The organism is Kitasatospora sp. NPDC089797, assembly GCF_040684795.1.
Classification (GTDB): Bacteria; Actinomycetota; Actinomycetes; order Streptomycetales; family Streptomycetaceae; genus Kitasatospora.
Window position 1 is genome coordinate 183,704 of sequence record NZ_JBFBGS010000009.1, and the last position, 25,940, is coordinate 209,643.

At 72.3% G+C, this 25,940-nt stretch carries 19 protein-coding genes; 15 read left to right on the forward strand and 4 right to left on the reverse strand.

Translation table 11 applies throughout. The features are described from left to right. Positions 1-5: 5 nt before the first annotated feature. Positions 6-296, reverse strand: coding sequence for a 30S ribosomal protein S6 (rpsF, locus tag AB0O91_RS09830; protein WP_188302420.1), 291 nt, complete (start codon positions 294-296; stop codon positions 6-8). A 320-nt stretch (positions 297-616) separates the two neighbouring features. Between rpsF and AB0O91_RS09835 the strand changes: the two genes are divergently transcribed. The 3 genes from AB0O91_RS09835 to AB0O91_RS09845 all read left to right on the forward strand — a co-directional run bounded on the left by AB0O91_RS09835 (position 617) and on the right by AB0O91_RS09845 (position 3,251). Then, positions 617-916, forward strand: coding sequence for a hypothetical protein (locus tag AB0O91_RS09835; protein WP_350506555.1), 300 nt, complete (start codon positions 617-619; stop codon positions 914-916). A gap of 168 nt (positions 917-1,084) precedes the next feature. Further along, a complete protein-coding gene (locus AB0O91_RS09840) occupies positions 1,085-2,203 on the forward strand; it encodes a peptidoglycan bridge formation glycyltransferase FemA/FemB family protein (RefSeq protein ID WP_363429774.1) in 1,119 nt (372 codons plus the stop codon). A 13-nt stretch (positions 2,204-2,216) separates the two neighbouring features. Beyond that, complete coding sequence (locus AB0O91_RS09845; protein ID WP_363429776.1) at positions 2,217-3,251, forward strand: alanine racemase; 1,035 nt, start codon at positions 2,217-2,219, stop codon at positions 3,249-3,251. Between the two features lie 10 nt (positions 3,252-3,261). Here the strand turns inward: AB0O91_RS09845 and AB0O91_RS09850 are convergent, their stop codons facing one another. Together AB0O91_RS09850 and AB0O91_RS09855 are read right to left on the reverse strand one after the other, a co-directional pair. Beyond that, entirely contained in the window at positions 3,262-4,842 is a 1,581-nt protein-coding gene (locus tag AB0O91_RS09850) for a glycosyltransferase 87 family protein (protein ID WP_363429778.1), read from the reverse strand. Between the two features lie 174 nt (positions 4,843-5,016). Beyond that, entirely contained in the window at positions 5,017-7,749 is a 2,733-nt protein-coding gene (locus AB0O91_RS09855; protein WP_363429780.1) for a transglycosylase domain-containing protein, read from the reverse strand. A gap of 353 nt (positions 7,750-8,102) precedes the next feature. Between AB0O91_RS09855 and AB0O91_RS09860 the strand changes: the two genes are divergently transcribed. The 5 genes from AB0O91_RS09860 to AB0O91_RS09880 all read left to right on the forward strand — a co-directional run bounded on the left by AB0O91_RS09860 (position 8,103) and on the right by AB0O91_RS09880 (position 13,296). Then, positions 8,103-8,798 carry a helix-turn-helix transcriptional regulator gene (locus AB0O91_RS09860; RefSeq protein WP_363429782.1) on the forward strand — a complete coding sequence of 232 codons (696 nt, stop codon included), beginning with the start codon at positions 8,103-8,105 and terminating at the stop codon, positions 8,796-8,798. 129 nt (positions 8,799-8,927) lie between these two features. Further along, the gene (locus AB0O91_RS09865; RefSeq protein ID WP_363429784.1) at positions 8,928-10,010 is read left to right on the forward strand and encodes an inositol-3-phosphate synthase; all 1,083 of its coding nucleotides are present in this window, start codon (positions 8,928-8,930) and stop codon (positions 10,008-10,010) included. Positions 10,011-10,143: 133 nt separating this feature from the next. After that, complete coding sequence (locus AB0O91_RS09870) at positions 10,144-11,478, forward strand: MFS transporter (RefSeq protein WP_363429786.1); 1,335 nt, start codon at positions 10,144-10,146, stop codon at positions 11,476-11,478. Between the two features lie 134 nt (positions 11,479-11,612). Further along, positions 11,613-12,221, forward strand: coding sequence for a hypothetical protein (locus AB0O91_RS09875; RefSeq protein ID WP_363429788.1), 609 nt, complete (start codon positions 11,613-11,615; stop codon positions 12,219-12,221). A gap of 34 nt (positions 12,222-12,255) precedes the next feature. Beyond that, positions 12,256-13,296 (forward strand): hypothetical protein, encoded by a 1,041-nt coding sequence (locus AB0O91_RS09880; RefSeq protein WP_363429790.1) that lies wholly within the window; start codon positions 12,256-12,258, stop codon positions 13,294-13,296. Positions 13,297-13,351: 55 nt separating this feature from the next. On the opposite strand, the gene AB0O91_RS09885 is transcribed toward AB0O91_RS09880, so the two are convergent. Beyond that, positions 13,352-14,779 (reverse strand): CCA tRNA nucleotidyltransferase, encoded by a 1,428-nt coding sequence (locus AB0O91_RS09885; RefSeq protein WP_363429824.1) that lies wholly within the window; start codon positions 14,777-14,779, stop codon positions 13,352-13,354. 363 nt (positions 14,780-15,142) lie between these two features. Here AB0O91_RS09885 and AB0O91_RS09890 point away from each other — a divergent pair, with 363 nt between their 5' ends. From AB0O91_RS09890 to trxA, 7 genes are all read left to right on the forward strand, one after another. Next, entirely contained in the window at positions 15,143-17,659 is a 2,517-nt protein-coding gene (locus tag AB0O91_RS09890) for a DUF6049 family protein (protein WP_363429792.1), read from the forward strand. Positions 17,660-17,717: 58 nt separating this feature from the next. Next, the gene (gene murJ / locus AB0O91_RS09895; RefSeq protein ID WP_363429794.1) at positions 17,718-20,174 is read left to right on the forward strand and encodes a murein biosynthesis integral membrane protein MurJ; all 2,457 of its coding nucleotides are present in this window, start codon (positions 17,718-17,720) and stop codon (positions 20,172-20,174) included. 308 nt (positions 20,175-20,482) lie between these two features. Continuing rightward, entirely contained in the window at positions 20,483-22,459 is a 1,977-nt protein-coding gene (locus tag AB0O91_RS09900) for a protein kinase family protein (RefSeq protein ID WP_363429796.1), read from the forward strand. A 48-nt stretch (positions 22,460-22,507) separates the two neighbouring features. Continuing rightward, a complete protein-coding gene (gene sigM / locus AB0O91_RS09905; RefSeq protein WP_363429798.1) occupies positions 22,508-23,245 on the forward strand; it encodes an RNA polymerase sigma factor SigM in 738 nt (245 codons plus the stop codon). Beyond that, the gene (locus AB0O91_RS09910; protein ID WP_363429800.1) at positions 23,242-24,252 is read left to right on the forward strand and encodes a hypothetical protein; all 1,011 of its coding nucleotides are present in this window, start codon (positions 23,242-23,244) and stop codon (positions 24,250-24,252) included. The genes sigM and AB0O91_RS09910 overlap by 4 nt, the downstream gene beginning before the upstream one ends. Before the next feature lie 204 nt (positions 24,253-24,456). Continuing rightward, complete coding sequence (gene trxB / locus AB0O91_RS09915; protein ID WP_363429802.1) at positions 24,457-25,422, forward strand: thioredoxin-disulfide reductase; 966 nt, start codon at positions 24,457-24,459, stop codon at positions 25,420-25,422. Positions 25,423-25,558: 136 nt separating this feature from the next. Beyond that, entirely contained in the window at positions 25,559-25,885 is a 327-nt protein-coding gene (gene trxA / locus AB0O91_RS09920; protein ID WP_363429804.1) for a thioredoxin, read from the forward strand. The last annotated feature ends 55 nt before the right edge of the window (positions 25,886-25,940 follow it).

Sequence of the window (25,940 nt, forward strand, 5' to 3'; positions counted from 1 at the left end):
GTGGCTCAGTGGGTGTCCGGGCGCAGGACCTTGGTCCGCAGAACCGACTCGCTCAGGCCCATCTGGCGGTCGAGCTCCTTGACGACCTCAGGCGTGGCCTTGAGGTCGATGACCGAGTAGATGCCCTCGGACTGCTTGTTGATCTCGTAAGCCAGACGGCGACGACCCCAGGTGTCGACCTTCTCGACCTTGCCGCCGCCGTTGCGGACGACGGTGAGGAAGTTCTCGATCAGGGGGGAGACAGCGCGCTCCTCGACCGAGGGGTCGAGGATGACCATCAGCTCGTAGTGACGCATGAGTAACCCACCTCCTTTGGACTCAGCGGCCACGGTCTCTCCGTGGCAGGAGGGTTGTGCGTAGCGTCGGCACCGGTGCGGTGACGATTCCGGGCCCACCGTAGCGGCCGGGTCGGACAGTCGGGCCCCGACCACCCGAACGAGGGCGTCACCCGGAAGAGGGCGCAAGGGGGCACAACTACACCAGTGCAGACGGCACAGCCTACCTGCACCCGGACGGCCGAACAAAACGCATAGGGGTTGTGAGACGGACCCAACCGCCGCAATCTGGACGGAACGGGATTCCTGCCCGTTCGTCTCCACGCCAGGAGGTGGGACTCATGGCCCAGTCCGTCCACCGCATGCCCGCGCTCACGCTGAACACCGACGGCCACCCGCACCCCCGCGAGAACACCCTGGTGGCCCTGACCGCCGTCCTGGGCGTGATCGCCTTCACCACCTCGTTCTTCCACAACCTGCACCTGCTGAGCTCGTGGACCGGCCTGGCCGGGATCGTCACCGGCCTGTGGGGCATGTTCGTCTCGGTCACCACGGCCGAGCGCTTCGTCCTGATGATCACGCTCGGCGCCTCCGCGATCGGCTTCTACCTCGGCATCGCCCGGGGCGGTCTCTGGGGCTGAACGCCCCGCCCAGGAACCCTCGGCGCCCCCGTCGCGTATCTGCAGAGGAGACAGGTACCCGACGGGGGCGCCGTCGTGCCCGCAGCGGCGGGCGCCGGGGCCCCGGACGATAGGGTCAGCCCGAGAACCTGGGGCCACTGCAGCCCGACCGACGAGGAGCACCGAGCAATGAGCCTGCGCCTGAGGACGATCACCCGCGAGGAGCACCTCGCCTTCATCAGGAGCCGCGCCTCGGCCAGCCACATGCAGGTGCCGTCCTGGGGCGACGTGAAGGCCGAGTGGCGCTCGGAGTCGATCGGCTGGTTCGACGACGCCGACCAGCTGGTCGGTGCCGGTCTGGTCCTGTACCGCCAGCTGCCGAAGGTCAAGCGCTACCTGGCCTACCTGCCCGAGGGCCCGGTGATCGACTGGTTCGACCGGGACCTGGACCGCTGGCTCTCCCCGATGCTCGCCCACCTCAAGTCGCAGGGCGCCTTCTCGGTGAAGATGGGCCCGCCGATCGTCATCCGCCGGTGGAACGCCCCCACCATCAAGGAGGCCATCGCCGGCAAGCAGGCCAAGCGCCTGCGCGACATCGAGGCCGACTGGTACGAGGCGCGCGCCTTCGAGGTCGCGGACCGGCTGCGCAAGGCCGGCTGGCTGCAGGGCGAGGACGGCGGCGCCGGCTTCGGCGACGTCCAGCCGCGCTACGTCTTCCAGGTGCCGCTGGCCAACCGCTCGCTGGACGACATCCACAAGAACTTCAACCAGCTCTGGCGCCGCAACATCAAGAAGGCCGAGAAGAGCGGCGTCGAGGTGTACCAGGGCGGCTACGACGAGCTGCCGATCTTCCACCAGCTCTACCTGGTCACCGCCGAGCGCGACAAGTTCACCCCGCGCCCGCTGTCCTACTTCCAGCGGATGTGGCAGGCCCTCACCGCCGAGGACCAGAACCGGATGCGGCTCTACATCGCCTACCACGAGGGCGAGCCGCTGGCCGCGACCACGATGCTGGTGGTCGGCGAGCACGTCTGGTACTCCTACGGCGCCTCGGCCAACCACAAGCGCGAGGTCAAGCCCTCCAACGCGATCCAGTGGCGGATGATGCGCGACGCCTACGCCCTCGGCGGCGGCGTGTACGACCTGCGCGGCATCAGCGACACCCTGGACGAGAACGACCACCTGTTCGGTCTGATCCAGTTCAAGGTCGGCACCGGCGGCCAGGCGGCCGAGTACCTGGGCGAGTGGGACTTCCCGCTGAACAAGCTGCTGCACAAGGCCCTCGACCTCTACATGTCCCGCCGCTGAGGAGGCTGCCCCGATGACGCTGTCGCTCTACCTCGACACCGAACGCTGGCGGACCCACCAGCGCTCCGTCCTGGCCGAGTTCCCCGGCCTGGTGCCGGTCGCCAAGGGGAACGGCTACGGCCTGGGCAACCACCGGCTGGCCGAGGAGGCGACGCTGCTGGGCACCGGTGTGCTGGCCGTCGGCACCGCGTACGAGGCGGCCGACGTCGCCGAGTGGTACGGCGGCGAGCTGCTGGTGCTCACCCCCTACCGGGTCGGCGAGGAGGTGCTCCCGCTGCCGCACGCCCGGGTGATCCGGACGGTGGCCGGCGTGGACGCGCTGCGCTCGCTGCACGGTGCCCGGGTGGTGCTGGAGTGCATGACCACCATGCGCCGGCACGGCGTGAGCGCCGCGGACCTGCGCACCGTCGCCGCCGAACTGGACGGCGTCTCCTTCGAGGGCCTGGCCCTGCACCTGCCGATGGACCGGCCGGACGGCTCCAGCCCGGTCGAGGAGGTCGCCTACTGGGTGGACACCGCGAAGGCGGCCGGCATCCCGGTGCACACCGTCTTCGTCAGCCACCTGGGCGCGGCCGGCATGGACCAGCTGACCCAGCGCTACCCGGGCACCGTCTTCCGGTCCCGGATCGGCACCCGGCTCTGGCTGGGCGACCACGGCGCGCTGGAGGTCCGGGCCACGGTGCTGGACGCCACCCCGGTCCGCAAGGGCGACCGCTACGGCTACCGCCAGCACCCGGCGCCCTCCGACGGCCACCTCCTGGTGGTCGCCGGCGGCACCGCGCACGGCATCGGCCTGGAGGCGCCCAAGTACGTGGCGAGCATGGGCGCCCGCGCCAAGGGCATCGCCCGGGCCGGCCTGGCGACCGTGAACAAGACCAAGTCGCCGTTCCACTGGGCGGGCAAGCAGCTCTGGTTCGCCGAACCGCCGCACATGCAGGTCTCGCTGCTGTTCCTGGACGGGGAGACCGCGCCCCCCGCGATCGGCGAGGAGCTGGGCCTCCAGGTCCGGCACACCACCACCCACTTCGACCGGGTGGTGGACCGCTAGGCGAAGGCCGCTACGGCGTCTTCTCGGCCGGCTCCGGCACGCGTGGCTCGTCGAGCCACTGCTCGGAGCCGGCCGGCGCGTATCCGGCGTAGCTCTCCTCCTCGTGCAGGTCCCGGGCGGCGCCCAGCGTGACCACGTCGGGGGCGTGGTCGAGCACCCCGCCGGAGGGGTCGTCGCTGCCGTCCCAGCGGACCGGGTCGCGGTCCGGGTGCAGGGCGTCCCGGACCACCAGCACGACCAGGTAGAGCGTGCCGAGCAGGTGCAGCACGATCGCGAAGTGGTACCAGGGCTCGCCGATCCCGTGCTGCTTGGGCCCGGTGACGAAGCCCAGGTGGGACCAGATCCCCAGGGTGTAGAGCACCTCGCAGGCCTGCCAGATCAGCAGGTCGCGCCAGCGCGGCCGGGCCAGCGCCGCCAGCGGCAGCAGCCAGAGCGCGTACTGCGGCGAGTACACCTTGTTGACCAGCACGAACAGGGCGACGACCAGGAAGGCCAGCTGGGCGAACCGCGGCCGGCGGGGCGCCGAGAGGCCGAGCCACGCTATGGCCGCGCAGCCCAGCACCATCAGCACGCCGATGTAGACGTCGAGGTCGGCCAGCGCCACACCGCGGTTCTGCATCAGGATCAGCCAGAACGAGCCGTAGTCCTCGCCGCGGTGCTTGCTGAAGACGTAGAACGTCGACCAGCCCTGCCAGTTGGCCAGCATGATCGGCAGGTTGACCAGCAGCCAGGAGCCGACCGCGCCGCCGAGCATCACCCGGAACTCGCGCCACTTCCCGGCCCGCCAGCAGAGCACCAGCAGCGGGCCGATCAGCAGGACGGGGTAGAGCTTGGCGGCGGTGGCCAGGCCGATGAAGACGCCGGCCCAGAGCGGCCGGGAGCGGGCCCAGCAGGCCGTCGCCACGGCGGCCAGCGCGACCGCGAGCAGGTCCCAGTTGATCGTGCCGTTGAGCAGCAGGATCGGCGAGAGCGCGAACAGCATCGCGTCCCAGGGGCGGCGGCGGTGGGTGCGCGAGAGCGCGACCGCGGCGACCACCGCGCAGGCCATCAGCATCCCGGCGTTGATCGCCCAGAACCACTGCTCCTGGTCCTGCCCGGTGCCGCCGCCGGGCGTCAACCAGGCCGCGACCTGCATGAACAGGCCGGTCAGCACCGGGTACTCCAGGTACTGGAGGTCCCCCGTCGTCCCCGGGATCCGGTCCACGTACGGGTGCAGCCCGGCCGCGAAGCCGCGGCCGGAGAACAGGTGCGGGACGTCGCTGTAGCAGGCGTGGATGTACTGCGGCGACCCCGGCTGGAACCAGGCCTGCTGGTAGCAGGGCAGGTTGTGCACCATGCCGAGCGCCGAGACCACGATCACCACCAGCGCCAGCACCCGCACCGGGATCCACCAGGAGACGCCGAGCAGCGCCCGGCGGCCGGGCGGGCCGCCGATCACCTCGCTGCCGGCCGCCGCCACCCGGTCCTCGTCGGCCGGGACGACCACGGTGTCGGCCGGTGGCGCGGCCGTGGCGACGGCTGCCGGGGTGGGCCCTGCGGCGCCACCGGGCCCGTGCGGGCCCGCGGTTTCGTCACGATCGCTCGACGTCATGCCGGACATCCTGCCGCACCGGGTGCGCCGGGACGAGGAGGACCCCACGGTGGTCCGGCGGTGCCGGTGGGGCGTCGGCGGCGAAACGTGACGAAACGGCGGTGGCGGCCCTCCGAGGAGGACCGCCACCGCCGTTCCGGGTGTCCGAACCGCGTCAGCGGCCGGACCGGGCCGCTATCCTGCCGCGCCGCCGCCCTGGAGGCTGCCGCCGGCGCTGCCCGGGGTCTGCTTGCCCCCGGTCCCGCCGTTCCCGGTGCCACCGTTGCCCGTGCCACCGTTGCCGGTACCACCGTTGCCGGTACCACCGTTGCCCGTGCCACCGTTGCCGGTACCGCCGTTGCCGGTACCACCGTTCCCGGTGCCGCCGGGCGGCGGCGTCGACGGGCAGGTGAGGCCGCCCAGGACGCCGCCGCAGGTGTCCGACGGCCTCGGCTTGTGGGTGCTGGAGCTCGGCGGTGCGGTCGGCTGGCAGTCGACGCCCGGCACACAGCCCCCGTCGTGGGTGGGCTGCGGCGGCTGCGGCTGGTTGGGCGCCTGGGTCGGCTGCTGGGGCTCCTGGGTGGTAGCCGTGGGGCTCGGGCTCTGGCTGGCCGACGCGGAGGCCGTGGACGGCGCGCCGGAGGAGTCCACCTCGGTGCCGACCGGCTGGGGGGTCGGGAAGTCCATCTTCTTCTCGTTGGCCAGGGCGGCCTTCATGTACCGGGTGAAGATGTCGGTGGGGATGGCACCACCGTGGATGGACTCCATGCCGCCGGTGCCGTTGAGCGACTCCCGGTCGTGCTTGCTCGGGTCCTCGCGCCACATCGCGACGCTGGTCACCAGCTGCGGGGTGTAGCCGACCCACCAGGCCGACTTGTTCTGGTCGGTGGTACCGGTCTTGCCGGCCACCGGACGGCCCAGGGTATTGGTCTTGCTACCGGTACCGTTCTTGGCCACGTTCACCAGCACGTCGGTGACGTTGTCCGCGACGGCCGGCTCCAGCGCGACCTTGACGTCCTTCTTGCCGAAGCCTGGGCGCTCCCTGCCGTCCACCTCGACCTTGGTGACCGAGTAGGGCTCGGCCTCCTTGCCGCTGGCGGCCAGGGTGCCGTAGCCGGTGGCCATCCGGATCGGGCTGATGGTGGAAGTGCCGAGCGGGAAGGTCGCGGTCTTCGGGTCGGCCAGGCTCTCCCGCTTGATGCCCATCTGCACGGCCATGTCGGCCACCGCCGGGCCGCCGACGTCCTGGTTCAGCTGGACGAAGGGCACGTTGTACGAGTACTGCATGGCCTGCCGCAGGGAGACGTAGCCGCGCTTGCCGGAGTCCTCGTTCTTCTGCCGGTAGGGCTTGCCGTCGTCGCCGATCACCAGCGAGCCGTCCGGCTTGCGGATCTCGGACATGTCGTCGGCGAGGTAGCGGCTGTCGGCGTTGATCCGCTTCGGCTTGCCGTCGGCGTCCTTCGCGGTCAGCACCCCGGTCTGCATCGCGGTGGCCAGCACGAAGGGCTTGAAGGTCGAGCCGACCTGCACACCGCCGGCGTTGGCGTTGTTGTCGAAGTGGCCGTTCTCCACGCCGTCACCGCCGTAGATGGCGACCATCGCGCCGTCACCGGGCTTGATGCTGGCGGCGCCGAACTGGACGAAGGTGTCGTTGTTGGGACGCTTCTGCGGGTCGAGGTTCTCGGCCTTGACGTCGTCGACGGCCTTCTTCAGGGCGTCGACCTTGTCCTTCTCGAAGGTGGTGTAGACCTTCAGACCGCCCTTGTCGATCATCTGCTGGGTGATCGACTTGTCGGTGGTCATCACGTACTGGTTGGCGGTGTCGACCAGGTAGCTGATCTCACCGTTCATGTTGGAGCTGGACTTCGGCGCGATCGGCTCGGGGAAGGTGGTGCACTTCGCCCGCTCCTCCGGCGTGGTGTTGTGGGTGGTCACCATCCGGTCCAGGATCCACTTCCAGCGATCAACGGCCCGGTCGTGGTTGGCGGGCTTGGAGGGGTCGTAGTAGTTGGCCCCCTTCAACAGCCCGGCCAGCATGGCGCTCTGGCAGAGGTTCAGGTCCTTGGCGTTGACCCCGTAGTACGCCTGGGCGGCGGCCTGGGCGCCGTTGGCGTTGCGACCGAACCAGCTGGTGTTGAGGTAGCCCTTGAGGATGTCCTCCTTGCTGGTGGTCTGATTGACCTTCAGCGTGATGAAGAACTCCTTCAGCTTGCGACTGAGGGTCTGCTCCTGGCTCAGGTAGGCGTTCTTCACGTACTGCTGGGTGATCGTCGAGGCGCCCTGGGTCTCACCGCCCTTCGCCATGTTGTAGACGGCGCGCAGCATGCCCTTGGGGTCGATGCCGCTGTCGGTGCGGAAGGTCTCGTTCTCGGCCGAGATGACGGCGTTCTGCAGGTTGGGGCTGATGTCGTTGAGCTCGACGATCTGCCGGTTGGTCTCGCCCTTGCGGGTCATCTCCGAACCGTCGGCCCAGTAGTAGATGGTGTTCTGGTCCCGCACCAGGTCCTTGAGCTGCGGGACGGTGGTGGTCTGGTACAGGTAGAACACCACGGCCACGCCGGTGGCGAAGAACAGCAGGAAGGCGCTCAGCCACTGCTTCCAGGACGGTACCCAGCGCCGGACACCCGTCTTGCCCCAGCGCGGGTAGTCGATGAAGCGCTTCTTGCCGGGGCCGGCCGCCGCGGCGGCGGAAGCGGCCGCGGCACCGCGCCGGCCACCCCCCTTGCCCTTCTTCTGCGCGGCCTTGCGCATCTCGGCACGGCCCATCCGGGGCTGCTGGGCGGTCTCCCGGACACCCGGCTGGCGTCGACGGCCCATCCCGTCCGAGCCCAGCTCGTCGGGGCCGGGGCCTCCCCGACGGCCGCCGCCTCCCGGGGGCTGCTGCCCGTCACCGCCCGGGTTGGGCGTCCTTCGCCGTCGCTCACTCATGTTTCCAGCCGCTCCTCGCCAGGCCCGGTCGGCCTGAAGGCAGGGTTCCTGTCCGATGCTCGGACCGCCCTAACCCCGGAGGTTGGTCCTCGTGCACACGCGACAGCGTACGCAGCGGTGAATCCCACCTAATCGGGCATCAGTCGCCAATGACCGCAAAACGGCGTCAGATCATTACACGCCCGTTGCCAACCCCACCCGCGCGTCGGCTTGTGATCACATTCACGCGTGCCCCCCTTGCCCCTTCCGGAGGTCGGGTTTACTGTTCTCGATATATCGAGCCGATACATCGAAGCGGTATACCGCCGATGCAGCGGCCGGACCGGTGGCCGAGCGGGAGGAGGACGACGACAGTGGGCAGGCGCTCAGGAGTGTTGGAGTTCGCCGTTCTCGGGCTGCTCCACGACGCCCCGATGCACGGCTACGAGCTGCGCAAGCGGCTCAACATCCTGCTCGGAGCGTTGCGGGCGCTCTCCTACGGAACGCTCTACCCGTGCCTGAAGAGCCTGGTCGCCCAGGGTTTCCTGGTCGAGGACAACCCGGACGTCGAGTACGTCCCGGCCACCGCGCTCAACGGCAAGCGGTCGAAGATCGTCTACCGGCTCTCCCCCGAGGGCAAGCAGCGGTTCGAGGAACTGCTCGCCGACTCCGGTCCGGACGCCTGGGAGGACGAGCGCTTCGGCGTCCACTTCGCCTTCTTCGGCCAGACCGACCGGGCCGTGCGGATGCGCGTCCTGGAAGGCCGCCGCAGCCGGCTGGAGGAGCGCCTGGAGCGGATGCGCAGTTCACTGGCCCGGGCCCGCGAGCGGTTCGACGACTACACCGTCGAACTCCAGCGGCACGGCCTGGAGTCGGTGGAGCGCGAGGTCCGGTGGCTCAACGAGCTGATCGAGACCGAGCGGGCCAACCGCACCGGCCGGCCCTCCGTCGGCGGGAGCAACACCGCCGTACCCCCCACGACTTCGGACGGCCGTGGCCGGGAGACCGGGTCCGCCGACCCGTCCGGGCCACCGTACGACCGCCCGGGGCGCTCCGCCCAGGAGCGCTGACACCGCGCCAGCCCCGTGCCGCGCGGCAGGAGTGGGCGCCCCGCGCGCCCGTACAAGCAGTCATTCGAAGAAGCAGGACGAGTGCCGTCGGCCCCGACGGCCCTCATGAGATCACAGGGAGCAACCGGAATGGGTTCGGTTCGCGTAGCCATCGTGGGCGTGGGCAACTGCGCCGCGTCGCTGGTGCAGGGTGTCGAGTACTACAAGGACGCCGACCCGGCCGGCAAGGTCCCCGGCCTGATGCACGTCCAGTTCGGTGACTACCACGTACGTGACGTGGAGTTCGTCGCCGCCTTCGACGTCGACGCCAAGAAGGTCGGCTTCGACCTGGCCGACGCCATCGGCAACAGCGAGAACAACACCATCAAGATCTGCGACGTCCCGCCGACCGGCGTGACCGTCCAGCGCGGCCACACCCTCGACGGCCTGGGTAAGTACTACCGGGAGACCATCGAGGAGTCGGACGAGACCCCGGCCGACGTCGTCCAGGTCCTCAAGGACAAGCAGGTCGACGTCCTGGTCTGCTACCTGCCCGTCGGTTCCGAGGCCGCGGCCAAGTTCTACGCCCAGTGCGCCATCGACGCCAAGGTCGCCTTCGTGAACGCCCTGCCGGTGTTCATCGCGGGCACCAAGGAGTGGGCGGACAAGTTCACCGAGGCCGGCGTGCCGATCGTCGGTGACGACATCAAGTCCCAGGTCGGCGCGACCATCACGCACCGCGTGATGGCCAAGCTGTTCGAGGACCGCGGTGTCATCCTCGAGCGCACCATGCAGCTGAACGTCGGCGGCAACATGGACTTCAAGAACATGCTCGAGCGCGAGCGCCTGGAGTCCAAGAAGATCTCCAAGACCCAGGCCGTCACCTCGCAGATCCGCGACCGCGAGCTGGGCGCCAAGAACGTCCACATCGGTCCCTCGGACTACGTGGCCTGGCTGGACGACCGCAAGTGGGCCTACGTCCGTCTGGAGGGTCGCGCGTTCGGCGACGTCCCGCTGAACCTGGAGTACAAGCTCGAGGTCTGGGACTCCCCGAACTCCGCCGGTGTCATCATCGACGCCGTCCGCGCCGCGAAGATCGCCAAGGACCGCGGCATCGGCGGCCCGATCCTGTCGGCCTCCTCGTACTTCATGAAGTCCCCGCCGGTCCAGTACTTCGACGACGAGGCCAAGGAGAACGTCGAGAAGTTCATCCGCGGCGAGGTCGAGCGCTGAACACGGCGTTGACGTCCGGTCGGAGCCGGTAGCTCCCCGGAAGGGCCCACGATCACCTGATCGTGGGCCCTTCACGTTCCCGCAGCGAATGTTTCACGTGAAACGGCGACCGGTTCCATGGCACTCTGGGCGGGTGGCGATCACCGAGAACGGCAGCACCCACCAGTCCGCGCACCGCGCCACGCTCCTCGGTCTGCTCCGCGGCCGGGACTTCCGCCGACTGCTCACCGCCCGGGTCCTCTCCCAGCTCTCGGACGGCGTCTTCCAGGTCTCGCTCGCCGCCTACGTGGTCTTCTCCCCCGAGAAGCAGTCCTCCCCCGCCGACATCGCCTCGGTGCTGGCCGTGATGCTGCTGCCGTTCTCGGTGATCGGCCCGTTCGCCGGGGTGCTGCTGGACCGCTGGCGCCGTCGCCAGGTGCTCTACTTCGGCAACCTGGCCCGCTTCGGGCTGGGGCTGGGCACCGGCGCGCTGCTCCTGGCCCAGGCGCCGACCTGGCTGTTCTTCGCCTCGGCGCTGCTGGTCACCGCGCTCAACCGGTTCATCCTGGCCGGCCTCTCGGCCGCCCTGCCCCGAGTGGTCGAGCAGGACCGGCTGGTCACCGCCAACGCCCTCTCCCCCACCCTCGGGACGGTCGCCGCGGCCACCGGCGGCGGCCTGGGCTTCCTGCTGCACCAGCTGATGGCCCCCGGGCCGAAGGCGGACGCCGCGCTGGTCACCGTCGCCTCGCTGCTCTACCTGTCGGCGGCGCTGGCCGCCCGCCGGATGGACCGCGACCTGCTCGGCCCGGACCGGCACGCCGAGCGCCCCGCGCTCGGCCAGGCGCTGGTGCGGGCCGCGGTCGAACTCGGCGCCGCCGTCCGCCACCTGGTCCGGGACTGCCGCCCCGCGGTGCACGCGCTGGCCGCCGTCACCGCGGCCCGGTTCTGCTACGGGGTGCTGATCGTGGTGGTGGTGATGCTCGCCCGGTACACCTTCAACGACCCGACCGACAGCGCGGCCGGCCTCGCCACCCTCGGCCAGGCCGTCGGTCTGTCGGCCGCCGGGTTCTTCGTCGCCGCGCTGGTCAGCCCGTGGTGCACCCGCCGGCTCGGTCTGGCCGGCTGGATGACGGTCTGCCTGCTCGCCCCGGTGGTCTTCGTCCCGGCGCTGGGCCTGTTCTTCGCCCCGGTCCCCACGCTGCTCGCCGCGCTGCTGCTCGGGGTGGTCACCCAGGGCACCAAGATCTGCGCCGACACCGTGGTGCAGGAGTCGGTCGAGGACGAGTTCCGCGGCCGGGTCTTCGCCATCTACGACGTGCTGTTCAACGTCGCCTTCGTGGCCGCCGCCCTGGTCACCGCCCTGGTGCTGCCGCTGTCCGGCCGCTCCGTCACGGTGGTCGTCGGGGTGGCCGTGGTCTACGCGCTGACCGCGGTGCTCTACCTCCGGGCGGCCCGGCGGTCCGGTCCGCTCCCCGGCGACGCCCGGTGAGCCCGGACGGCACCGGAATCGCCACCGCCTCGTCCCGAAATCCCGTACGACGAACCGACTGATTGCGTCCGACCGGGTCGCTAAGGTACGTAAACCTGTCGGAACGACAGCACTCGGCCTCGGGGGACGATCTGATGAGCACACCGACCGGCCCGTACGGACCGCCGCCACCCGCGGCGCCCGGCTTCGGCCCGCCCCCGGCCGACTACGCCCAGCCGCCGTACGGCCGGCAGCAGACCGCCCCGCCGCCGTACGGAGCACCGCCCCAGGTGCCGTACCCCCAGCAGCCCTACGGCCAGGCCCCTTACGGCCAGGCACCGTACGGCCAGCAGGAGCCCACCGGGCCGTACGGCTACCCCCGGCCCGCCGCGGCGGCGCAGCCGCCGGCCAAGCGCGGCGCCCGCGCCAAGCTGCGGATCGCCGGCGTGGTCGGCGGCTGCGTCGCGCTCGCGGTCGGCTACTTCCTGAGCGGCCCGAGCGTCAACAGCGCCAAACCCGGCGACTGCGTCCGGGTGACCGGCCCGCGCGCCGTCGAGGTCGTCAACTGCACTGACAGCAAGGCGAATTACAAGGTCCTGTCGAAGTTCACCGGCACCACCGACGTGGCCCGCTGCCGGCAGACCCCGCAGACCACCAGCGCCGTCTCGGGCAAGAGCGGCCGCCGCTGGAACAAGACGCGGTACGTGCTCTGCCTCGGCCCCCTGACCCCCACCACCGGCTATCCGCCGGTGAAGAAGTCCTGACCCTTCCGCCATCATCGTTTCCCCGGGGGATCCCTTGTCCGTTCCGCCTCCGCCTCCACCCCAGCAGCCCTACGGCCCACCCCCCGGCGAGGGCAACCCGTACGCCGACACCCCGTACGCCGGCGGCCCGTACAGCGCACCGCCCCCGCCGCCGCCCGGGTACGGCTACCCGGGCCCCCCGCCGCCGGCCCAGCCGTACGGCGCCCAGCCCTACGGCGCCCAGCCGCCCGGCTACGGTTACGGCTACCCGCCGCCGGCCCCGACGGAGGGCGAGCACTGCCGCTTCTGCGGCGGCTTCCCGGCCGTGCGCGCCACCGTCCGCGGCCACCAGGGCCTGATCGTCGCCTGGCGGATGCTGCGGATGCACGGCCCGTACTGCCACACCTGCGGGACGGCCACCGTCCGCGACATGTCCGCCCGGACGCTCGTCCAGGGCTGGTGGAGCTGGGTCTCGCCACTGCTGACCCTGATCACGCTGCTGCTCAACCTCGGCGCCCACCACCGGATCAAGCGGCTGCCGCCGCCCGTCCCGGGCAGCCACGGTCCGCAGCTCGACCCGGGCCGGCCGCTCACCGCCCGCCCCCAGCTGGCGATGCTGCTGGTGCCGGTGGCGATGCTGACCACCGGGATCCTGGTCGTCACCGGTGTGATCGGCCCGAAGAACGACCCGGGCACCCCGGTCGCCTCGCCGACACCGGCCGACACCGTCGTCTTCTCGCCGTCGCCCCGGCCGATGCCCACCTACAGCCACACCCCGCTGCCGGTGCCGTCCTTCACGCTGCCGAGCATCACCGTGCCGCCGTCCACTCCCAGGAACGACGTGGACAGCGCCGCCGTCGGCGACTGCCTGCGCAACGAGAACAGCAGCGGCGCGACCGCCGACGACCACCCGAAGATCACCGTGCTGGCCTGCACCGACCCCAAGGCCCAGTACAAGGTGGTCTTCAAGTACCTCGCCACCTCGGACGAGAAGGTCTGCGAGAAGCAGCCGAAGTCGGACAGCACCTACACCCGCACCTACACCAAGTTCCCCTCGCTGGACTACGTGCTCTGCCTGAAGCACATCAACAACTGAGCCGGAACGCCCGCGGCGGCCGCCTCCCCGGCAGGGGGCGGCCGCCGCGCGACGGTCAGCCCTGCGGCTGCTCGGCCCACCAGGCCCGCAGCGCCGCGACCGCGTCCTCGTGCTCCATCGGCCCGTTCTCCAGCCGCAGTTCGAGCATGTGCTTGTAGGCCTTGCCGACCTGCGGGCCCGGCTTCAGCCCGAGCAGCTCCATGATCTGGTTGCCGTCCAGCGCCGGGCGGATGGCGTCCAGCTCCTCCTGTGCGGCCAGCTGGCCGATCCGCTCCTCCAGGCCGTCGTAGGTGCGCGAGAGCGCGGCCGCCTTCTTCCGGTTGCGGGTGGTGCAGTCGGAGCGGGTCAGCGCGTGCAGGCGCACCAGCAGCGGCCCGGCGTCCGCGACGTAGCGGCGCACCGCGGAGTCGGTCCACTCGCCGCCGCCGTAGCCGTGGAAGCGCAGGTGCAGCTCGACCAGGCGCGAGACGTCCTCGGTGAGCTCCTTGGAGTACTTGAGCTCGCGCATCCGCTTGCGGGTCATCTTGGCGCCGACCACCTCGTGGTGGTGGAAGGAGACCCGGCCGTCCGACTCGAAGCGGCGGGTGCGCGGCTTGCCGATGTCGTGCAGCAGCGCGGCCAGTCGCAGGGTGAGGTCCGGGCCGTCCTGCTCCAGGTCGATGGCCTGCTCCAGGACGGTCAGCGAGTGCTCGTAGACGTCCTTGTGCCGGTGGTGCTCGTCGCGCTCCAGCCGCAGCGCGGGCAGCTCCGGCAGCACGTACCCGGCCAGGCCGGTGTCGACCAGCAGCCGCAGGCCCTTCACCGGGTGCTCGGCCAGCAGCAGCTTGTTCAGCTCGGCCTGCACCCGCTCGGCCGAGACGATGGTGATCCGCTCGGCCATCGCGGCCATCGCCGCGACCACCTCGGGCGCCGGCTCGAAGTCCAGCTGGGCGGCGAAGCGGGCGGCCCGCATCATCCGCAGCGGGTCGTCGGAGAAGGACTCCTCGGGGGTGGCCGGGGTGCGCAGCACCCGGGCCTCGAGGTCCTCCAGGCCGTGGTGGGGGTCGACGAAGCCGCGGCCGGGCAGGTCGACGGCCATCGCGTTGACCGTGAAGTCCCGGCGGACGAGGTCCTGCTCGATGGTGTCGCCGTAGCTCACCTCGGGCTTGCGCGAGGTGCGGTCGTACGCCTCGGAGCGGTAGGTGGTGATCTCGATCAGGAAGGACCCCTCGGGGGTGTCCTTGCGGGCGCCGACGGTGCCGAAGGCGATGCCGACGTCCCAGACCGCGTCCGCCCAGCCCTTGACCAGCTTGAGCACCTGCTGCGGCCGGGCGTCCGTGGTGAAGTCCAGGTCGTTGCCGAGCCGGCCGAGCAGCGCGTCCCGCACCGAGCCGCCGACCAGCGCCAGCCGGTGACCGGCCGCCTGGAACCGGCGGGCGATCTCGTCGGCCACCGGCGACACCCGCAGCAGCTCTTGCAACCCCAGGGTCTGGGCCTCGCTCAGGCCTGGGACGACCTGTCCGGGGGTGCTGGAACGGTCGGTGCGCGCGGTGGGCTCATTGGCAGTGGACACGGCTCACAAGGGTACGTGCCCCGGAAGGTCAACCGCCCGCGCGTTTTGGGCGTCTCACCCCAGAGCCCGCAACACTGCGCGCCTGGCTGGATCGTTACCATGCCGGTGGACGAGTCGCGGACACCGGAGCCGGGGATGCGGTGTCGCGTACCGCCGTGCCGACGGAACCCTCCGCGGCAGCAGGGTGGCGTACGGCGTCGAGCGAAGAACGTCGAGCGGGGAACGTCGGGCGCCAGCGCCGGGCGGACAGCATCAGCAGCGAGCGATCGAACAGAACGGCGAGGGCGAAATCGAGTGAGTGAGCCGGCACGGCACTCGGGCCTGGGGGCGCACCGACAGCCTGGACGCACCACGGATCCCACCGGGCACCCCATCGACGGACGGCGCCGTCGCGGCCGCGCCCGCCGCTTCGCCGCCGTCTGCGCGGCCGCCCTGACCCTGTTCACGGCCGCTCCCGCGATGGCGCTGCCGGCCGGCGGCAACATCCGCCCGGCCACCGACGTCGCGGCCACCGCGGAGTACCCGGTGGTGGTGACCATCGACACGGTCAGCCCGCAGCTGGCCGCGCAGAACGGGACGGTGTCCATCACCGGGCACGTCACCAACTCCGGCAAGTCGGCGCTCAAGGGCGCCCACGCGGCGGTCCGCAAGCCGGTCTCCAGCAAGCCCCTCCAGCGGCGCAGCGAGCTCCAGGGCGTCGCCTCCCGGACCACCCCGAAGGGCGAGGACGGGACGGAGCTGGACAGCCCGCAGTACGCCCTGCCGGAGCTGAACCCGGGTCAGAGCCAGCCGTACACCCTCAGCGTCGCGGTCAGCGACCTCGGGCTGTCCGACAGCGGCGTCTACGAACTCGCGGTGGACGCCTGGGGTTCGACCGCCGACAACCCGCGCGACCGGCCGCTGGGCATCGCCCGCACCTTCCTGCCGTACGTCCAGGGCACCAACGGGGCCCAGCCGACGAAGGTCACCACGCTCTGGCCGCTGGTGCACGCGCCGGTGCTGGCCGCACAGACCTACGCCGAGAACGACCAGACCGTCCCGGTGCTGCGCGACGACAGCCTGGCCACCGAGCTCGCGCCCGGCGGCCGGCTGTACGAGCTGGTCGACACCGGCTCCAAGCTGAACGGGCTGACCTGGGTGGTCGACCCGGACCTGCTGGACGCCGCGTTCGCGATGACCAAGCAGTACCGGGTGCAGAAGCCGGGCAGCGAGGCCTCCGGCAAGCCCGCCAAGGAGGACAACACCGTCCAGCGCCAGCCCTCGGCCGCCGCCGAGGCCTGGCTGACCAAGCTGCGGGCGGCCGTCGCCAAGCCGGCCGACCAGGTCATCGCGCTGCCGTACGCCGACCCGGACCTCGCCTCGATCGCCCACAACGGCTCGGACCTGGCCGGCATGGGCACCGCCCTGAACAAGGCCGCCACGGCCGGGCGGCTGACCGTCGAGGGCCGGCTCTCCGTGGACACCCGCTCCGACGTCGCCTGGCCGTACCAGGGCTACCTCGACCAGCAGATCACCGGCATCGCCCGGCTGGCGGGCAGCAGCCTGGTGCTGGCCAACGGCACGAGCATGCCCGACCCGGACTCGGTCAACTACACCCTGACCGCGGTGCGCCCGATCGGCAACGGCCAGACCGCCGTGGTCGCCGACGACACGGTCTCCGCGCTGTTCCAGAAGGACCTCAACACCCCGAAGGACCAGTCCGAGGCGGCCCAGCGCTTCCTCGCCGAGACCTACGCGATCACCCACGAGCAGCCGCAGAACCAGCGCGGCCTGCTGGTCATGCCGGCCCGCGAGATGACCGCCAACACCGCCAAGGTGCTGGCCGACGCGCTCCAGACGGCGACCGCGCCCGACAGGTGGCTGACCCCGGTGAAGCTGGACGCGCTGGCCCAGTCCGCTCCGGACCCGAAGGCCAACACCACCGTCCCGTCGCCCGCCGACTACCCGACCCAGGTCCGGGCCTCCGAGCTGCCGGCCGCCGCCCTGAGCAGCACCGACAAGATCCAGGACGACCTGGACACCCTGATGCGGGTGCTCACCCTGCCGCAGCGGGTGCGCGGCCCGTTCAGCGCCGCCATGGTCCGCTCGCTGTCCACCGAGTGGCGCGCCCAGGCCCCGGCCGGCGACGCCTACCGCGCGGGGGTCGGCAAGTACCTGATAGAGCTCCGGGACGCCGTCCAGGTGCCCAAGAAGAACGTGGTCACCCTGGCCGGGGACACCGGCCAGCTGCAGGTCAGCGTGCGCAACGACCTCACCCAGACGGTCACCAACCTGAAACTGCGGCTCACCTCGAACCAGCCGAACAGACTGCGGGTGGGCGACGAGGCGTCCCTCGTCCTGCCGGCCTCGCAGAGCGTCACCCTGCGGTTCAACGCCGAGGCCCGCAGCAACGGCCCGGTCCAGATGACCGCCCAGCTGTACACCACCGGCCCCGACTCCCGGCCCTACGGCGAGCCGCAGATCTTCACCGTCGAGGTCACCTCGGTGACCAACGGGGTGCTGTACGTCTTCGCCGGCGCCGCCGTGCTGCTCCTGCTGGCCGCCCTGCGCTTCGTCCGCCAGCGCAAGCGGCACGGCGGGCAGCCGCACGAGGACGGCGACCAGCCGATCGGCGACGGCCCGGCGACGGACGGCCCGCAGGGCGCCGCCGCCGCGGAGCCGGAGGCCCCCGACACCGCGGACACCCCGGGCGGCGACGCCGGGCCGGCCGCCGGGGACGGCGGCACGGACGGCGATCCCGCGCAGACACCGCGCGCCAGCAGCCCGGATGGCCGGGATCGGACCGCCGGTGATGAGAAGGTTGGTCCTTGATACCGCCGACCCCCCACAACGCCGGGCCGGCCACCCCCCACGACAGCGAAGAGGTGACATGACCGGGCGCAGCGAGGAGCGGCCGCCGGGCCGCGGTGAGAGCCGGCCGGGCGCCGAGTCGCCGTCCGGCGACTGGTACGTGGCCGACACCTACGCCCAGGACCCGTACGCCGCGGAGGCGTACCGGACCGCGCAGGACGGCCAGGACCCGTACGGCCTCCAGACCGGGCGGCCCGCCGCGGCGCCGCCGCCGGTCACCGCGTACGACGTGCCGCCGCAGCTGCCGCCGCAGGGCGGCGGCTACCCGACGCCGGTGCCGGCCGAGCCCTTCACGCCCCCGGTGCCGCCGGTGCAGCCCGGCTGGGACACCCCGGTGCAGACCGGCTGGCCGCAGCAGGCCGCCCCGGCCCCGGCGCCCGTCCAGGCCCCCGGCCCGTGGAGCCAGCCCCAGCCGCAGTGGCAGCCGGGCCCGGCGCACTCCGCGTGGGACACCGAGACCACCGAGTACGTCGGCGTGGACGCGCTGTTCGGCGGCCGCCCGGCCGAGGCCGCGGCCCAGCCGCCGGTGCCCCAGCCCGCCCCGGCCCAGCCGGCCGGGCAGACGCCCCCGGCCGCTCCGGTGCCGCCGGTCGCCCCCGCTCCGTACCCGCCGACGGGCGGCTACCCGGGGCACCCGCAGCACGGCGGCCCGGACGGGCAGCGCCCCTTCGTCCCGCCGATCGAGTTCGACCCGCCGCTCTCCGAGGAGGAGGCCACCATGCAGGTGGCCGCCGTGGCGGTGCCCCCGGCGGTCGAGCCGCTGGCGGACCTCGCCGAGGAGCAGGCCGCCCGGCCGGCGGCCGCACCCGAGGCCGCCCCGGCCGCCGGCGGTGGCAAGGTCGCCAGCCTGCTGAACTCCAGCGCGATCATGGCGGCCGGCACCCTGGTCTCCCGCGGCACCGGCTTCCTGCGCACCATGGTCATCGCCGGCGCGATCGGCATCGCGGTCATGGGTGACTCGTACAACGCGGCGAACACCCTGCCGACCCTGCTGTACATCCTGATCGGCGGCGGCGCGCTGAACGCGGTCTTCGTGCCGCAGCTGGTGCGCAGCATGAAGAACGACGACGACGGCGGCACCGCCTACGCCAACCGGCTGCTCACCCTGGTGATGGTCGGCCTCGGCGGCGTGGTGTTCCTGGCCGTGCTCGGGGCGCCCCTGCTGGTCCAGCTGATCGCGCACCCGATGATGACCAACCCGGCCCGCGCCGACACCACGGTCGCACTGGCCCGGTACTGCCTGCCGACCATCTTCTTCATGGGCGTCCATGTGGTGATGGGCCAGATCCTCAACGCCCGCGGCCGGTTCGGCGCGATGATGTGGACCCCGGTCCTCAACAACATCGTGGTGATCTTCACCTTCGGCGCGTACATCTGGGTCTACGGGGGCTACAACGGCACCCAGATCACCCCGGAGACCATCTCCCCGGAGGGCGTCCGGCTGCTCGGCCTGGGCACCCTGCTCGGCCTGGTGGTCCAGTCGCTGGCGATGATCCCGTACCTGCGGGCCGCGGACTTCCACTTCCGGCCGCGCTTCGACTGGCGCGGCCACGGCCTGGGCAAGGCCGCCCGGCTCGCCAAGTGGACCTTCTTCTTCGTGCTCGCCAACCAGGCCGGCTACCTGGTCATCACCCAGCTGGCCACCGCCGCCGGCAGCGCCGCCGAGCAGGGCGGTCACGGCGGTGTCGGCCTGTCGGCCTTCTCCAACGCCCTGCTGATCTGGCAGCTCCCGCAGGCCGTCATCACCGTCTCGATCATGAGCGCGGTGCTCCCCCGGCTCTCCCGGTCGGCGGCCGACGAGGACGCCGGAGCGGTCCGGGACGACCTGTCGTACGGGCTGCGCACCACGGCCGTGGCGGTCGTCCCGGCGGCCTTCCTGTTCCTGGCGCTCGGCCCGGCGATCGGCCGCTCGATCTACGCGGTCGGCGGCGGCGGGACGGCCCTGGACAACGCGACCAACGTCGGCCTGATGCTCTCGGCCTTCGCGCTCGGGCTGATCCCGTACTCGGCCCAGTACGTGATGCTGCGCGGCTTCTACGCCTACGAGGACACCCGGACGCCGTTCTCCAACACCGTCTGGGTGGCCGTCTGCCAGGCGGGCTTCTCACTGGTCTGCTGGGTCGCGCTGCCCGCGCAGTGGACCGTGACCGGCATGGCCCTCGGCTACGGCCTCGCCTACGCCGTCGGAGTGATGGTCGCGGTGCCGAAGCTGAAGAAGAAGATCGGCGGGCTGGACACCAAGCGGATCACCAAGACCTACAGCCGGCTGGCCGCCGCCTCCGTCCCGGCCGCGGTGGTCGGTCTGGGCGTCAGCCTGGCGGTCCAGCAGGTGCTGGCCGGCTGGGCGGGCAGCGTCCTGTCGGTGCTGCTGGCCGGCGGCCTCCAGCTGCTGGTGTTCGTGTTCATCGCGAAGCGCCTGCGGATCGAGGAACTGAACGCCATGCTGGGCATGGTCCGCGGCCGACTCGGCCGCTGACCGACCGACCAACCGGCCGGACGGGCGGGCGCCCTGAACGGGCGTCAACCGGGGCGGACTCCGCCCCGGCCCGTCCGGCCGGATTCCGGGCCGCCACCGGCGGCCGGGCCGCCCCCCGGACCACCAGGTGGCGGCCCGGTGTCGGATCTGCACCACATCTCTCCACCCGCGTGCAACCGAGCGGACCCTTCAGCGGTCGTACCCGGTGGAGAAGAGTGGGCACAATTGTCCTGGAGCACAGGGCGGCCGATCCGCGCGCTCCAGCGACTCTCTCAGGCCGGGGCGACACAAGGGGAGGCAGGACCACGGTGGCTGATGGCACCAAGGCGGTCGTCGACACGTCAGCAGCTGACGCGGCGGCGGACGAGGCCGCACTGGCCGCGGCGATCGACGAGCTCGGGGGCAGGAGGACCGCCCCGGCGGGCTCCGCCGACGCGCCCGCCCCGGACACCCCCGCAGACCCTCCCGCGGCCGCCGACGAGGACACCCCCGGGGACGCTCCTGCGGAGCCCGGCCCGGAGGGCCCCGTCAGCGAGGAGACCTCGGAGATCACCGCCCCGCTCTCGGTCCAGGAGATCGCCGCCGAACTGGCGGCCGGCTCCGCCGGGAAGAAGGCCGGCCGCAAGCCCGCGCCGGAGGCCGCGCCCGACCGGCGCCGCCCGACCGACCCCCAGCCCACCGTCGACCCGCGCGACACCGCCACCCTCCCGCGCACCCTCCCCGCGCCGATGCGGCACAGCGGCGACAAGGTCGGCAACCGGTACCGGCTGGAGGAGTGCATCTCCCAGACCGAGACCTTCAGCAGCTGGCGCGCCGTCGACGAGAAGCTGCGCCGGGCCGTCGGCGTCCACCTGATGGCCTCCGGCCACCAGCGGGCCCGCAAGGTGCTGGCCGCCGCCAAGTCCGCGGCCCTGCTCGGCGACCCGCGCTTCGTCCAGGTGCTGGACGCCGTCCAGGAGAACGAGCTGGTCTTCGTCGTGCGGGAGTGGCTGCCGCACGCCTCCGACCTCGCCAAGCTGCTCGCCGACGGCCCGATGGAGCCGCACGAGGCGTACCAGATGGTCCGCCAGGTCGCCGACGCGGTCGCCGCCGCCCACCGGCGCGGCCAGGCCCACCTGCGGCTCACCCCGCGCTGCGTGCTGCGCACCGACAGCGGCCAGTACCGGATCAACGGCATCGCGGTGGACGCCGCCCTGCGCGGGCTGCCCCCGGAGGACTCCACCGAGGACGCCCAGCGCACCGACACCCGGGCGATCGGCGCCCTGCTGTTCGCCGCACTCACCCACCGCTGGCCGTACCCCGAGGACCGCTACGACCTCAAGGGCCTGCCCAAGGGCCTGCAGAACGCCGCCCCGGACCAGGTCCGCGCGGGCGTCCACAAGGGCCTGTCCGAGCTCGCGGCGCGCGCCCTGTCCGACCACCCGCCGCACCACGCGGAGCCGATCACCACCCCGGAGGAGCTGGTCCGGGCGATCGCCGCCATGCCCCGGATCCGCCAGCCCGAACCGGCGCTGCCGGTCTTCCAGGCCCCGCCCCGGCACAACACCCACGCCCTGCCCACCGCGCCCAACCCCACCCGGGTCGCCGACACCACCGTCGCCCCGCTGCCGCCGTCCTCCCGGCCGACCGCCGCACGGCGCACCAAGCGCCGACTGCGCCGGGTGGTCAAGGCCACCGCCTGGACGGTCGCGCTGGGCGCGATCGGCGTCGCCTCCTGGCAGTTCGTCGGCAGCCTGCGCAACAACGGGCAGGCCGCCGCCACCCCGCAGACCTCCGTCAGCTCCACCGCGCCGAGCGCGCACTCGACGGCCCACACCCCGGTGCCGCTCACCATCAAGGGCGCGGAGTCGTACAACCCGCTGGGCGACGGGCCCGAGGGCACCGACTCGGTGAAGAACGCCATCGACGGCGACCCGAACACCGCCTGGACCACCGGCTGGTACGTGGACCAGCTCGGTCCCAAGCCGCCCGCCCTCAAGTCGGGCACCGGGCTGATGATCGACCTCGGCTCCCCCCAGTCGGTCTCCTCCGTCAACGTCCTGTTCCAGGGCGGGGAGCAGGCCGCGGAGGTGCGGGTGCCCACCGGTGCCGCCGCCGGCAGCCCGATGAGCGCCAGGCCGGAGGGCTTCACCGTCGTCGGCAAGAACCGCTCCGGGACCAACGTCGACTACACCCTCGACTCACCGGTCACCACGCGCTACCTCTTGATCTGGCTGACCTCTCTGAACAAGGATCCCGACGGCAAGTACCGCGGCCACGTCGCCGAGGTCAAGGTCTCCGGCTGACCGCACGATCCGCGCACCGGAACGACGGCAAGGGCCCGAGGGGTGACAGTGACGGACGACGACGCGACCCTGCTGGCCCGGCACGTCGCCGGTGACCGGGAGGCCTTCGGCCTGCTGGTGAACCGCCACCGCGACCGGCTCTGGGCGGTCGCCCTGCGCACCCTGGGCGACCGCGAGGAGGCCGCCGACGCCCTCCAGGACGCCCTGGTCTCCGCCTTCCGCGGCGCCGCCGGCTTCCAAGGACGCTCGGCGGTGACCACCTGGCTGCACCGGATCGTGGTCAACGCCTGCCTGGACCGCGCCCGGCGCGGTGCCACCCGGCGCACCACCCCGCTGGACGAGGACCCGCAGCGGCTGGACGGCCTGGTCGGCGCCGCCGAGCCGGCCGACTCCCCGGTCGTCCGGGCCGAACTGCACCGAGAACTCGCCGCGGCGCTCGCCGAACTGCCCGCCGAGCAGCGGGCCGCGCTGGTCCTGGTCGACATGCAGGGCTACCCGGTCGCCGAGGCCGCCGAACTGCTGGGCGTACCGGTGGGCACGGTGAAGAGCCGCTGCGCCCGGGGCCGGGCCCGGCTGCTCCCCCTGGTCCGGCACCTGCGCGAGAGCGGCGAAGCGCCCGACGGACGGGACGTTTCACGTGAAACACCGGCGCGCGGGGCCTCCGGACGCGGGGCGCCACCGCCGCACCGGGACACCCGGGGGAACCCGACCGGCCCCCGCACCGTCACAGGGACAGGCCCGAGCACCGGCCGCACGATGTTGGAAGGAGACGCGAGCACGCGATGACCGCCCCCCTCTCCTCCCCCGAACCCGGCCGCGCCCACGCCCACCCCACCGTCGAGAAGCTCGCCGACCTCGCCGAGGGCCTGGTCGAGCCCGCCGCGGCCGCCGACGCCCTGCACCGGCACCTGGCCGGCTGCGCCGAGTGCCGCGAGACCGTCGACGCCCTGGCCGAGGTGCAGGCGCTGCTCGGCGCCGTCGAGCCCGAACCGATGCCCGCCGACATCGCCGCCCGGCTGACCGCCGCCCTGGCCGAGGAAGCCCACGCCACCGCGGACCACACCGCGGAGCACGCCGAGAGCCACGCCGAGGAGCACGCCCCCGAGAACGCGCCGGAGGGCCCCCGAGGCGCCCCCGCCGCCGCCCACCGGTCGGCCACCCCGGGCCCGGCCGCCCGGAGCCTCCAGGCCCCTTCCACCCCCTCCGCGCCGCCGTCCCGCCCCGCCGCGGCCTCCGGCCCCGGTCGGGCCCGGCCCCGCCGCCGGCGGTTCGCCCTGCTGCTCGGCACCGCCGCCGCGCTGGCCGCCGTCGGCCTCGGCGGCGCGCTGCTGCTGAACCGGTCCGACGACTCCGGCTCCGCCACGGCCTCGGCCGTCTCGACCGCCTCCGCCACCGGTGCCCCGGACGTTCGCGCCCCGCAGTCGGCCGGCCCCGGCACCGTCTACCAGGAGGACCGGCTCGCCGCACAGGTCCGGCAGCTGCTGACCCGGGCCGGTGCCGAACCCGGACTGCGCGCCACCGGCCCCGCCAAGTCCGACGCCGCCCCGGCCGACGGCGCCCGCCCGGAGTTCTCCGGCCCGGGCACCCCTGCGAGCACCCCCGGCACCCCGCCACCGGCCTGCGGCGCCCCCGCCCCGGGCACCCCGCTGGCCACCGACCGGGGCAGCTACCAGGGCTCCCCGGTCGACGTCCTGGTCTACCCGGCCCCCGGCCGGCCCGGTTTCGTGGACGTGTACCTGCGCTCCCCCGACTGCGGCCCGGTCCTCCTGCACCGGACCGTCCCCGGAAACTGAACGCCCCCGGCCGAGCGACCCCGGAAGCCGAGCAGCCGTTCCCATGCGATCGACGACCAGGACGCCACGCCGCTTCCGGAGTCCGGGCACCTGGTACTGATCCGCCTGGGAATGCGAGAGACTGGTCAGTCGTTGTCCCGGGCGGCGGAGCAGGACCGCCCTCCCCGCAGCAAACGCGGGTCGCGATGCGAACCAGGAGAAGCAGTGAGCGACGTCCGTAACGTGATCATCATCGGTTCCGGCCCGGCCGGGTACACGGCTGCGCTCTACACGGCCCGTGCCTCCCTCAAGCCGCTGGTCTTCGAGGGAGCCGTCACCGCCGGTGGTGCGCTGATGAACACCACCGAGGTGGAGAACTTCCCCGGCTTCCGGGACGGCATCATGGGCCCCGAGCTGATGGACAACATGCGGGCGCAGGCCGAGCGCTTCGGCGCCGAGCTGATCCCGGACGACATCGTCGCGGTCGACCTCACCGGTGACATCAAGACCGTCACGGACTCCGAGGGCAACGTGCACAAGGCCCGTGCCGTGATCGTCACCACCGGCTCCCAGCACCGCAAGCTCGGCCTGCCGAACGAGGACAAGCTCTCCGGTCGCGGCGTCTCCTGGTGCGCGACCTGCGACGGCTTCTTCTTCCGCGACCAGGACATCGCGGTGGTCGGCGGCGGCGACACCGCCCTGGAGGAGGCGACCTTCCTCTCCCGCTTCGCCAAGAGCGTCACGATCATCCACCGCCGCGACAGCCTGCGCGCCTCCAAGGCGATGCAGGAGCGTGCCTTCGCCGACCCGAAGATCCGCTTCGAGTGGGACAGCGCGGTCGAGGCCATCCACGGCGACCCGAAGCTGACCGGCGTCACCCTGCGCGACACCACCAACGGCGAGACCCGCGAGCTGGCCGTCACCGGCCTGTTCATCGCGATCGGCCACGACCCGCGCACCGACCTGTTCAAGGGCCAGCTGGAGCTCGACGCCGAGGGCTACCTGAAGGTCGAGTCCCCCTCGACCCGGACCAACCTCGAGGGCGTGTTCGGCGCCGGCGACGTCGTCGACCACACCTACCGCCAGGCGATCACCGCCTCCGGCACCGGCTGCTCCGCCGCGCTGGACGCCGAGCGCTACCTGGCCGCGCTGGACGACGCGGAGCACAAGACCGCCGCCGTCGCGGTCTGACCTCCCCGCACCGACCGACCCTCCCCGCGGGGGTGTTCCACGTGAAACACCCCCGCCCCGGCCAGGCAGAAACAGAACGGGCCCGCCCGTTGTTCACCTGGCAGCAGCCCCCTCCGTCCGAACCCGAGGAGTTCCCGTGGCCGGCGCCACCACCACCGTCACCGACGCGACGTTCAAGTCCGACGTCCTGGAGAGCGACAAGCCCGTACTGGTCGACTTCTGGGCCACCTGGTGCGGCCCGTGCCGCCAGGTCGCCCCGATCCTGGAGGAGATCGCGGACGAGCACGGCGACAAGCTGACCATCGCCAAGCTCGACGTGGACGCCAACCAGGTGACCGCCGCCGAGTACAACGTCATCTCGATCCCGACCCTGATCCTGTACAAGGGCGGCCAGCCGGTGAAGCAGATCACCGGTGCCCGTCCGAAGGCCGCGCTGCTGCGCGAGCTGGACGGCCTGATCTAGGTCCTCCGCTCATCGGCCGGTCGACGGCGGGGCTCCCCGACGGGGGAGCCCCGCC